10 protein-coding genes and 1 tRNA gene are annotated in these 12,212 nt (G+C 41.1%); all 11 read left to right on the top strand.

All coding sequences use genetic code 11. The features are described 5' to 3' along the window. Window positions 1–75: 75 nt before the first annotated feature. Entirely contained in the window at window positions 76–1,542 is a 1,467-nt protein-coding gene (locus LI074_RS12020) for an aminotransferase class I/II-fold pyridoxal phosphate-dependent enzyme (RefSeq protein WP_173698232.1), read from the top strand. Window positions 1,543–1,552: 10 nt separating this feature from the next. Then, window positions 1,553–2,140, top strand: coding sequence for a guanylate kinase (locus LI074_RS12015; protein ID WP_008707981.1), 588 nt, complete (start codon window positions 1,553–1,555; stop codon window positions 2,138–2,140). A gap of 52 nt (window positions 2,141–2,192) precedes the next feature. Beyond that, on the top strand, window positions 2,193–3,182 hold the full coding sequence (gene holB, locus LI074_RS12010; RefSeq protein WP_008707979.1) for a DNA polymerase III subunit delta': 990 nt from the start codon (window positions 2,193–2,195) through the stop codon (window positions 3,180–3,182). Between the two features lies 1 nt (window position 3,183). After that, window positions 3,184–4,083 (top strand): PSP1 domain-containing protein, encoded by a 900-nt coding sequence (locus LI074_RS12005; protein WP_008707977.1) that lies wholly within the window; start codon window positions 3,184–3,186, stop codon window positions 4,081–4,083. Then, window positions 4,076–4,816 carry a tRNA1(Val) (adenine(37)-N6)-methyltransferase gene (locus tag LI074_RS12000; RefSeq protein WP_008707975.1) on the top strand — a complete coding sequence of 247 codons (741 nt, stop codon included), beginning with the start codon at window positions 4,076–4,078 and terminating at the stop codon, window positions 4,814–4,816. The genes LI074_RS12005 and LI074_RS12000 overlap by 8 nt, the downstream gene beginning before the upstream one ends. Before the next feature lie 40 nt (window positions 4,817–4,856). Then, on the top strand, window positions 4,857–5,708 hold the full coding sequence (rsmI, locus tag LI074_RS11995; RefSeq protein ID WP_008707974.1) for a 16S rRNA (cytidine(1402)-2'-O)-methyltransferase: 852 nt from the start codon (window positions 4,857–4,859) through the stop codon (window positions 5,706–5,708). Window positions 5,709–5,905: 197 nt separating this feature from the next. Further along, window positions 5,906–7,831 carry a DNA topoisomerase (ATP-hydrolyzing) subunit B gene (gene gyrB / locus LI074_RS11990; RefSeq protein WP_008707973.1) on the top strand — a complete coding sequence of 642 codons (1,926 nt, stop codon included), beginning with the start codon at window positions 5,906–5,908 and terminating at the stop codon, window positions 7,829–7,831. A 19-nt stretch (window positions 7,832–7,850) separates the two neighbouring features. Continuing rightward, on the top strand, window positions 7,851–10,424 hold the full coding sequence (gene gyrA, locus LI074_RS11985; RefSeq protein WP_022380443.1) for a DNA gyrase subunit A: 2,574 nt from the start codon (window positions 7,851–7,853) through the stop codon (window positions 10,422–10,424). A gap of 2 nt (window positions 10,425–10,426) precedes the next feature. Continuing rightward, window positions 10,427–10,984 carry a hypothetical protein gene (locus LI074_RS11980; protein ID WP_025578488.1) on the top strand — a complete coding sequence of 186 codons (558 nt, stop codon included), beginning with the start codon at window positions 10,427–10,429 and terminating at the stop codon, window positions 10,982–10,984. Window positions 10,985–11,002: 18 nt separating this feature from the next. Continuing rightward, on the top strand, window positions 11,003–11,716 hold the full coding sequence (locus tag LI074_RS11975) for a lysophospholipid acyltransferase family protein (protein ID WP_008707970.1): 714 nt from the start codon (window positions 11,003–11,005) through the stop codon (window positions 11,714–11,716). A 175-nt stretch (window positions 11,717–11,891) separates the two neighbouring features. Next, window positions 11,892–11,979, top strand: a tRNA-Ser gene (locus LI074_RS11970). Window positions 11,980–12,212: the final 233 nt, after the last annotated feature.

Here is a 12,212-nt window from a genome sequence, read left to right as displayed (position 1 = left end):
AATCAGTGGGAAATTTGGAACGCAAGATTGTTCGAGAAATCAACTTGTTGGCACAATAGTATAAAAAGGAAAAAAATGGAAAGATTATATAAAAAATTAGAAAGCTATGGGCAGTCTGACTATTATCCGTTTCACATGCCGGGGCATAAGAGAAACCGGGCATCTTCAGCAGATGATTTTCTTTTTGAGAGAGATATTACAGAGATTTCAGGATTTGACAATCTTCATCATGCGGAAGGGATTCTGAAAGAAGCACAGGAATATGCAGCTCAGATTTATGGGACAAAGAAATGTTTCTTCAGTGTAAATGGAAGTACGGCGGCTCTTCTGGCAGCAGTCAGTGCAAGTGTAAAGAAAGGCGGGAAGATACTTGTCGCAAGAAACTGTCACAAGGCTGTTTACCATGCATTGTATTTACGTGAGCTTCAGCCGGTCTATATTTATCCACATGAAGATCAGAGACTGGGGATAAACGGAGGAATTTCCCCTGAACGTGTGGAAAGATATCTGGAAGAAAATACGGATGTGCAGGCTTTTCTGCTTACTTCGCCTACATATGACGGCGTTGTGTCTGATATAAAGACAATTGCAGAAGTTGTACACAGACATAAGATTCCTCTTATTGTGGATGAAGCACATGGTGCACATCTTCATTATTCTAAATATTTTCCGGTGTCTGCTGCTGATCTGGGAGCTGACATTGTAATACAGAGTTTCCATAAAACGCTGCCATCTATGACTCAGACGGCGGTGCTTCATATATGCAGTGATATGGCAGATGTGGAAAAGATAAAGAGATTTATGGGGATTTACCAGACCAGCAGTCCGTCGTATATTCTGATGGCGAGTATGGATGCATGTATGGATAAACTGAGAAAAGACGGGCAGCAAATGTTTCGTGAATTTACCTTCAATCTGGAGAAGGCCAGACAGCGCCTTTCAAAGTGTGAAAAAATAAAACTGATCGAAGGTTCTATGATCGAAGGCAGTGGAATCTATGATTTTGACAGATCCAAGCTGTTGTTCTCCACAGTCGGAACTTCTGTTAACGGACACCTTCTCCATCAGATACTTCGTGACAGATATCATATTGAAATGGAAATGGCGGCTGAGAAATATGTTCTTGGAATTGCAGCAGTGGGAGATACAGAAGAGGGATTTGAGAGACTGTGTACTGCAATTGAAGAGATTGATGCAGAGATACAGCAAACAGATGAGTCGGAGGAATCGCAGTATCATACTTCTCATGCGAGAATGACACAGCTTATGACAATTTCTCAGGCAGTGGATGCGCAGCAAAGGCGATATTCTCTGAAAGAAAGTGTTGGCAAAGTCAGTGCAGAGTTTGCTTATCTGTATCCGCCCGGAATTCCGATTATTGTGCCGGGAGAGCAGATAACTGGACAATTTGTAAGAAATGTGAGAAGATACATGGAACAGGGGCTAGAAGTACAGGGACTCAGTGATACATCTGCTGAAACAATCTGCGTAGCTGCCCGAAATGAAATTGGACAGGAAGAATACAGTCCGGCAAAGGAATAACATAACAGATATGGGAAAGATTTTTTACATCATGGGAAAGAGTGCATCCGGAAAAGACAGAATCTATTCACTTCTGGCCGCACATAAAGAATTGAATCTGAAAACACTTATTCTGTATACAACCCGCCCGATCAGGGCAGGAGAGCAGGATGGAAAAAATTATTATTTTGTAGATGACGGAAAACTGGAAGAATTCAGAAAAAACGGAAATCTTATCGAGGAGAGAGCATATCATACGGTTTATGGGATATGGACTTATTTCACTGCAGATGATGGTCAGGTGAACCTTGCAGATTCCGATTATCTGGGAATCGGTACTCTGGAGTCATTTAAAAAGATGCGTAAATACTATGGGGAAGATGCAGTCTGTCCTGTTTATGTCCAGGTAGAAGATGGAGAAAGACTGAGTCGTGCTCTTAATAGAGAGAGAGAACAGGAAAATCCAAGATATGAGGAAATGTGCAGAAGATTTATTGCAGATCAGTCGGATTTTTCAGAGGAAAATATTCTGAACGCAGGGATAGAGAAACGTTTTCAGAATATAAATCTTGATGACTGTGTGAAAGAAATCGCAAATTATATAAAGTCTGTGCAATAGTTCTTCTTTTATGGTATAATATCTTACAAAACGGACTGGTGAGGTGATTCTTATGATGGGATTTAACAATATTATCGGACACGAAGAGATTATCGGACATTTAAAAAATGCAATAGAATCAGGAAAAATATCGCATTCTTATATTTTTACCGGCGAACCAGGTTCTGGTAAGAAGCTCCTCGCAGGGACTTTTGCGTCAACACTTCAGTGTGAGGCCGGAGGTACAGAACCCTGCCAGAAATGCGACTCCTGCAAAAAGGCGATGGGTAAGAATCATCCGGACATTATTATGGTCAGTCATGAGAAACCTGGAACGATCACAATTGACGAGATCAGAGATCAGGTGATCAATGATATAGATATCAGACCATATTACAGTCCTTACAAGATTTATATTATTGCAGATGCAGATCTTATGACACCACAGGCACAGAATGCTCTTCTTAAAACAATTGAAGAGCCGCCGGAATATGCAGTGATTCTTTTGCTGACTAATAATATCGGGGGACTGCTGCCGACTATTCAGTCAAGATGTGTTCGTCTTGATCTGAAGGTAGTGGATGACGGTCTTGTAAAGAAATATCTGATGGAGCATCTTCATGTTCCGGATTACCAGGCGGAGATTGACGCATCCTTTGCACAGGGCAGTATTGGAAGGGCAAAAGAAGCAGCTACTTCTCAGGAGTTTGCAGAGATGACTCAGAATGCACTGAGGATTCTTAAATATGCAAACACCATGGAAGTTTATGAACTGTCAGATGCGATTAAGAGTCTTTCTGAGGACAAACAGAATATCAACGATTATCTGGATATTTTCCAGTTCTGGTTCAGAGATGTCCTGATGTTTAAGGCAACACAGGAGATTGACAATCTGGTATTTAAACAGGAAATTAATTTTATCAGAGAACAGGCAAAGCAGCGTTCCTACGAGAATCTGGAGAACATTCTGGATTCTATTCAGAAGACAAAGGTACGTCTGAAAGCAAATGTTAATTTTGATCTGGCATTTGAATTGCTGTTCCTGACGATCAGGGAGAAATAGAATGACAAAAGTAGTAGGCGTGAGATTTCGTAATGTAGGCAAGATTTATTATTTCAGTCCTAAAGATTATGAAATTAAAACAGGCGATCACGTGATCGTGGAGACAGCCCGGGGAATTGAATACGGGAAAGTCGTACTTGCACCAAGAGAAGTAGATGAGGAAGATGTTGTTCACCCTCTCAAAGAAGTTCTTCGTGTGGCAACAAAGGAGGACGACGAGAGAGAGGCACAGAACAGAGTCAGAGAGAGAGAGGCATTTAAAATCTGTCAGAAGAAGATTCGTGAACATGGTCTGGAAATGAAACTGATAGATGCAGAGTATACATTTGATAATAATAAAGTGCTGTTTTATTTCACTGCTGACGGCAGAATTGATTTCCGCCAGTTGGTAAAAGATCTGGCAGCAATTTTTAAAACGCGTATCGAACTTCGCCAGATTGGTGTTCGCGATGAGACAAAGATTCTGGGAGGAATCGGTATCTGCGGAAGATGTCTGTGCTGCCACACATATCTGTCTGAGTTTGCACCTGTATCCATAAAGATGGCAAAAGAGCAGAATCTGTCCCTTAACCAGACAAAGATTTCCGGTGTGTGCGGAAGACTGATGTGCTGCCTGAAGAACGAGCAGGAAACATATGAAGAGCTGAATAAAAAGCTTCCGGGACTGGGAGATACAGTTACAACTCCGGATGGGCTTACCGGAACTGTACACAGTGTAAACGTGCTTCGTCAACGTGTAAAGGTAATTGTAGAGATCAATGACGAGAAAGAAATTCAGGAATTTCCGGTAGATGACCTGAAATTCAGACCGAGAAAGAAGAAAGTCAAAGTCTCTGAAAAAGAATTAAAAGAACTTGGAAATCTGGAAGATAAAAAAGGAGATTCCAAATTAAATGACTGATCAGCTGGTAAAAGATAATGAACGTATAGATGATCTTCAGAACGGATATTATGTGATACAGGATCCGGATAAATTCTGTTTTGGGATGGATGCAGTTCTTCTTTCCGGCTTTGCAAAAGTAAAAAAGGGTGAGACTGCTCTGGATCTGGGAACAGGAACGGGAATTATCCCGATCCTGCTTAAAACCAAAACAAATGGGAAACACTTTACAGGTCTTGAGATTCAGAAAGAGTGTGCAGATATGGCCGGACGCAGTGTCAGATATAATCATCTGGAGGACGATGTTGAGATCGTACGGGGTGATATTAAGGAGGCTGCTGATATTTTTGGGGCAGCTTCTTTTGATGTAGTGACAAGTAATCCGCCTTATATGATCGGACAGCATGGACTTCGCAATTCGGATATGCCAAAAGCAATTGCCAGACATGAAGTACTCTGTAATCTGGAGGATGTGGTGAGCCAGGCATCAAAGGTTCTGAAAGAACGTGGAAGATTTTATATGGTCCACAGACCGTTCAGACTGGCTGAGATTATGAATGTTCTCACAAAGTATCGTCTGGAACCGAAAAGGATGCAGCTTGTATATCCATACATAGACAGAGAACCGAACATGGTTCTGATCGAGGCATTAAAGGGAGGAAATTCCAGAGTTACAGTGGAACCTCCTCTGATCGTATATAAAGAGCCGGGAGTCTATACAGAAAATATACTGAAGATTTATGATATGATTTAACCGAACTTTATTTGCAAAGTAATATGAGAGGAAATAAATTATGAGTGGTAAATTGTATTTGTGTGCAACACCCATAGGAAATCTGGAGGATATTACACTCCGGGTACTTCGAACATTGAAAGAAGTGGATCTTATTGCAGCAGAGGATACCAGAAACAGTATTAAACTGCTGAACCATTTTGATATAAAAACACCTATGACCAGTTATCATGAGTACAACAAAATTGATAAGGCATATGTTCTGATCAGTAAAATGCAGGAAGGGCAGAATATTGCACTGATCACAGATGCGGGAACTCCGGGGATCTCAGATCCGGGAGAGGAGCTTGCGGCAATGTGTTATGAAGCGGGGATTGAAGTAACTTCTCTTCCGGGACCTGCTGCCTGTATCACTGCCCTGACTCTGTCCGGACTTCCAACCAGAAGATTCGCTTTTGAAGCATTTCTTCCGGCAGATAAAAAAGAAAGAAAACTGATTCTGGAAGAACTGAAGAATGAAACAAGAACTATCATTCTCTATGAGGCTCCTCACAGACTGGTAAGAACTCTGGAGGAATTGAAGGAAACTCTCGGAAATCGCAGAATGACTCTTTGCAGGGAACTGACGAAAAGACATGAGACTGCATTCCATACGACTATCGAGGAGCTGATTCTCTATTATCAGACAGAGAAGCCGCTTGGAGAGTGTGTGCTTGTGATCGAAGGCAGAAGCAGACAGGAGATGGAAGAGGAACAGAAGGCATCCTGGGAAAAAATTACCATAGAAGAACACATGGAAATCTATGAAAATCAGGGACATTCAAGAAAAGAAGCTATGAAAATGGTAGCAAATGACAGAGGAATGACGAAGAGAGATGTCTATCAGTACCTCATCAATAAAACCGAAGAATAAGATTAACATACAGAAGAATTCCCGTTTTCGGGGATTCTTTTTTATTCAGGCTGTGGCAAGGAACGGGCTTTTGTGCTATAATAAATTTGTATTATTATGTCCAGATACCAGAATATATTTGAAAACCTGTCTATAATTTTCACGCAGGGGTTTTCAGATATATTCTGGTGATAAGTATATATAACAGGAGGAAAGAAATGGGCGGAGAAAATACAGAATACGGAGCGGATCAAATCCAGATTCTGGAAGGTTTGGAAGCCGTACGAAAGAGACCAGGTATGTATATCGGAAGTACATCCGGCAGAGGTCTTCATCATCTGGTTTATGAGATTGTAGATAACGCGGTTGATGAAGCACTGGCAGGATTTTGTACAGAGATTCAGGTAGTTATTAATCCGGACAACTCTATCACAGTTGTAGATAACGGACGTGGTATTCCGGTAGGAATCAATCATAAAGCAGGGATTCCTGCTGTAGAAGTAGTATTTACCATTCTTCATGCCGGCGGTAAATTTGGAGGCGGAGGGTACAAGGTATCCGGTGGTCTTCACGGAGTAGGTGCGTCTGTAGTAAATGCACTTTCCACATGGCTTGAAGTAAGGATCTATCATGAAGGTAAGATTTATCAGCAGAGATATGAACGCGGTAAAACTATGTATCCTCTGAAGGTTGTGGGAGACTGCCAACCGGATAAGACCGGAACAACAGTTGTCTTCCTTCCGGATAAAGAAATATTTGAGGAAACAGTATATGATTATGACATTCTGAAACAGCGTTTGAGAGAGATGGCATTCCTGACAAAGGGATTGAAGATTTCTCTTAAAGATACCAGAGAAGGAATGGAAAGAGAGAAAGTTTTCCATTATGAAGGTGGTATCCGTGAATTTGTAAGCTATCTGAACAGAAGCAAGGAAGCGCTTTACCCGGAAATCATTTACTGCGAAGGACAGCAGAACGGTGTGTCTGTAGAGGTTGCCATGCAGCACAATGACTCTTATACAGAGAACTGCTATGGATTTGTAAATAATATTAATACACCTGAGGGTGGTACTCATATTGTAGGTTTCAGAAATGCCCTGACAAAGACGTTCAATGATTATGCCAGAAAGAACAAGTTGCTTAAAGACAGTGAACCCAATTTGAGTGGCGATGATATCCGCGAAGGTCTGACTGCAATCGTCAGTGTTAAGATTGAGAATCCCCAGTTTGAAGGTCAGACAAAACAGAAGCTTGGAAACAGTGAAGCAAGAGGGGCTGTTGACAGCGTGGTGAGCAAGCAGCTTGAGATTTTCCTTGAGCAGAATCCAACAGTAGCGAAAACTACAGTAGAGAAATCAGTTCTTGCACAGAGAGCACGTGAGGCTGCACGTAAGGCTCGTGATCTGACCAGAAGAAAATCAGCACTTGATAATATGTCACTTCCTGGAAAGCTTGCAGACTGTTCAGATAAGAATCCTGAGAACTGTGAAATCTACATTGTAGAGGGAGATTCCGCCGGTGGCTCTGCAAAAACAGCCAGAAATCGTGTAACACAGGCTATCCTTCCACTGAGAGGTAAGATCCTGAATGTAGAGAAAGCACGTCTGGATAAGATTTATGCAAATGCAGAGATCAAAGCTATGATTACAGCTTTCGGAACAGGAATTCATGAAGATTTTGATATCAGTAAACTTCGTTATCATAAGATTATTATTATGACTGATGCCGATGTCGATGGTGCGCACATCGCAACCCTTCTGCTGACTTTCCTGTATCGTTTTATGCCTGAGCTTATCAAACAGGGATATGTGTATCTTGCACAGCCGCCATTATACAAGGTGGAGAAGAACAAGAAAGTATGGTATGCATACGACGATGATGAACTGAATCAGATTCTGACAGAAATCGGACGTGACGGAAATAACAAGATCCAGCGTTATAAAGGTCTTGGAGAGATGGATGCAGACCAGCTTTGGGAGACGACAATGGATCCTGAGAAACGAATCCTGCTTAAGGTTACCATGGATGAGGCTGCGACTTCTGAGATTGACCTTACATTTACTACACTGATGGGTGACAAGGTAGAGCCGAGACGTGAATTTATTGAAGAGAATGCAAGATTTGTAAAGAATCTGGATATCTGATAATAGGGAGAATAGATAAATGGAAGATAATATTTTTGACAAAGTCCACGAGGTGGATCTGGAAAAGACCATGAAGGACTCTTATATTGACTATGCCATGAGCGTTATCGCTTCCAGAGCGCTGCCTGATGTAAGAGATGGTCTGAAACCGGTTCAGCGACGTGTATTGTATTCCATGATAGAACTGAATAATGGTCCTGACAAACCGCATCGTAAATGTGCGCGTATTGTCGGTGATACAATGGGTAAATATCATCCACATGGTGACAGTTCTATTTATGGAGCACTTGTAAATATGGCACAGGAATGGTCTACCAGATATCCGCTGGTAGACGGACATGGAAACTTTGGTTCCGTAGATGGTGACGGGGCAGCGGCCATGCGATACACTGAGGCACGTCTGAGTAAGATTTCCATGGAAATGCTGGCAGATATTAACAAAGATACTGTTGACTTCCAGCCAAACTTTGATGAGACAGAGAGAGAGCCGGTTGTACTGCCGTCCCGTTATCCGAATCTTCTGGTGAACGGAACTTCAGGTATTGCAGTAGGTATGGCTACCAATATCCCTCCTCATAATCTGAGAGAGGTTGTGGATGCTGTTGTCAAGATTATAGACAATATCATTGAAGAACAACGCGAAACGACTATGGAAGAGATTCTGGATATTGTAAAAGGTCCTGATTTTCCTACAGGTGCGACGATTCTTGGAAGAAGAGGGATTGAAGAAGCATACAGAACAGGTCGCGGTAAGATTCGTGTACGTGCAGTGACAAATATTGAGACTCTTCCAAACGGAAAGTCCAGAATTATTGTCACAGAGCTTCCGTATCTGGTAAATAAAGCGCGTCTGATCTCAAAGATTGCAGAACTTGTAAGAGATAAAAAGATTGACGGAATCACAGACCTGAATGACCATTCCAGTCGTGAGGGAATGAGAATCTGTATTGATCTGCGCAAGGATGCAAATGCAAATGTAGTTTTGAATTTACTGTATAAGCATACGCAGTTACAGGATACTTTTGGCGTAAATATGCTTTCACTTATTCCGAATAACGGAAGTCTGGAACCGAAGGTATTAAACCTGAAACAGATGCTGGAATATTATCTGGCTCATCAGGAAGATGTAGTGACCAGAAGAACGAAATATGACCTGAATAAAGCAAGAGAGCGAGCTCACATTTTAGAAGGTCTGCTGAAAGCACTGGACAATATTGATGAGGTGATCCGTATTATCAGAGCTTCGCAGAATGTGCAGATCGCAAAACAGGAGTTAATGGACCGCTTTGAACTGACAGATGTTCAGGCACAGGCAATCGTAGATATGCGTCTGCGTGCTCTGACAGGTCTGGAAAGAGAGAAGCTGGAAGCAGAGTATGCTGATTTAATGGAAAAAATCCGTAAATACGAGGCTATCCTTGCGGACAGAAGTCTTCTTCTTCGCGTGATTCGGGAAGAAATTCTTGCAATTGCAGAGAAATACGGAGACGACAGAAAGACTTCTATCGGATATGATGTATACGATATTTCTACAGAGGATCTGATTCCGAGAGAGAATACAGTGATCACAATGACCAAACTTGGATATATTAAGAGAATGACAGTAGATAATTTCAGAAGCCAGAACAGAGGTGGAAGAGGAATCAAGGGAATGCAGACTCTTGAGGATGACTACATTGAAGAACTTCTGATGACAACTACCCATCATTATCTGATGTTCTTTACAAATACAGGAAGGGTATATCGTCTGAAGGCATATGAGATTCCGGAGGCAGGACGTACTGCAAGAGGAACTGCGATTATTAATCTGTTACAGCTTATGCCGGGGGAATGCATCACTGCAGTAATCCCGCTCCGCAAATTTGAAGATGGTCATTATCTGATGATGGCTACGAAGAATGGCCTGGTAAAGAAAACACCGATTAAAGAATATGCGAATGTGCGTAAAAACGGACTGGCAGCTATCACATTGCGTGATGATGATGAACTGATCGAGGTTAAGCTTACAGATGATAAGAAGGATATAATACTTGTTACAAAAGATGGTATGTGTATCCGTTTTAAAGAAACAGATGTAAGAAGTACAGGCAGAACTTCTATGGGCGTACGCGGTATGAATATCGATGATGGAGACGAAGTGGTAGCAATGCAGCTGAATTCTCAGGGAGATTGTCTGCTGATAGTTTCTGCAAATGGTATGGGTAAACGTACTTCTATGGGCGAATTTACCTGTCAGAATCGTGGCGGTAAAGGTGTAAAATGTTATAAGATTACCGAGAAAACCGGTGATGTAATCGGAGCAAGAGCTGTAAATGAAGATAATGAAGTAATGCTGATCACTACGGAAGGTATTATCATCAGAATCGCCTGCGCTGATATTTCCATTCTTGGAAGAATTACATCGGGTGTAAAACTGATCAATCTTACAGAGGGTGTCACTGTAGCCAGTGTAGCTAAAGTGAGAGATAAAGAAGAAAAAGATACAAATGCACAGCAGGCAGCAGTGGAAATTACGGACAGTGCAGAAACAGAAGAATCTGATCAGCCGACAGATCAGGAGACACAGGATGAGAACAGAGGGGAAGAGGAATAACCATGAAGAAATGGTACAGATATCTTGCAGCCGGAGTGTTGGTATTACTGACACTCTGTGTGGCAGGATGCGGGGGAGTGAGTCATAAATCACCGGAAAAAGTAACAGAGGAATTGATTCAGTCCTATACTGACGGGAAAGAAAAGAAAGTGAAGGAGTGCTATAACCAGGCAGATAATACAGAAGCAGATCTTCAGACAGAGATTACAGCAACACTCAAATATTTTGCGGCACATAATCCTAAGAAAGTATCTGTTCAGGATTGTGAGATCCTTTCTGAAAATGACAAGTACAGTTATGTATACATAACCTACAATCTGATCCTGGAGGATGATCAGGAATATCCATGTGTTGAAACTTATATGGTTGGTAAACAGGATAAAACTTATTATATCATGGCACCATCACAGATCACAGATGATATGAAAACTCAGGCGGCTACAGCATATGTCCAATTTATGAAGACAGATGCTTACAAGACGTATACCAAAGCATATGAAACATTTATCAAGAAAAATCCGGGATATGAAGACAAAATTTCGGAAAAAGCAGGAGTGTAATATATCGAGGGCAAAAAAATGAAAAGAATATTACTGATGGTATTTAGAAATCTCTTTTTTGTTCCATATGGATGGTTTAAGTTATGCTGGTATGCATCGCATGCAGAACGTTACAGTGAAGAACAGAGATATCAGCTTCTTAAATATGTAGATAACAGAGCAGTGAAAGGCGGTAATCTGGTAATTGACGGTCATGGTATGGAAAATATTCCAAAAGAAAATGGGTTTATTTTCTTTCCCAATCATCAGGGATTATTTGATGTACTTGCAATCATACAGGTGTGTCCGGTACCTTTCTCGGTAGTGGCAAAAAAAGAGCTGACAAACGTACCATTTCTGAAGCAGGTATTTGCATGCATGAAAGCGTTTATGATTGACCGTGATGATGTCAAACAATCTATGCAGGTAATCATTAATGTTATCAAAGAAGTAAAGGCAGGAAGAAACTATCTGATTTTTGCCGAGGGAACCAGAAGCAAAGACGGCAATCATCCGCAGGAATTTAAAGGTGGAAGTTTTAAAGCTGCAACGAAATCAAAATGTCCGATCGTACCCGTAGCACTGATTGATTCTTATAAAGCGTTTGATACGGGATCTGTCAAAAAACTTACAGTGCAGGTACATTTTCTGGAACCCATATACTATGATGAGTATAAAGATATGAAAACAACAGAGATTGCAGCAGAGGTAAAAAAACGTATCGAAGCGACAATAACACAGTATACTTCTTGATGGAAGTATGAAATTTGCAAGTCCTGAAACCGGATTTTAGGGTAAAAATAAAAAATATGAAAAAAAGTAAAAAAACCTGTTGACAAAACAGGTTTTTTTACATATAATTACAAATGCGCTTCGGGAGATTCCAAAGTGCATTCGAATTTAATATTGAACTATTAGTTCGGAGTCTGGAGAAGTACTCAAGAGGCCGAAGAGGTGCCCCTGCTAAGGGTATAGGTCGCTAACGCGGCGCGAGGGTTCAAATCCCTCCTTCTCCGTTTTTATTTTTTGGAAAACAAAAAATAAATAAAAAAAGATGTTGACAAACACTTGAAACTATGATAAAGTAAACAAGCTGTCAACAAACAGTAAATCGGTTGAAAAAAAGATTTGAAAAAACTTAAAAAAGTTCTTGACAAATCAAAAACAACATGATAAAATGAACAAGCTGTCGCAAGACAGACAACCTTGATAACTAAACAGTGAAACACATACGATTCTCGAAAATTCT

It is taken from the genome of Blautia sp. MSK18_10 (assembly GCF_020553185.1).
Taxonomy (GTDB): Bacteria; Bacillota; Clostridia; order Lachnospirales; family Lachnospiraceae; genus Blautia_A; species Blautia_A wexlerae.
This window is presented reverse-complemented; position numbering and strand designations above follow the sequence as displayed.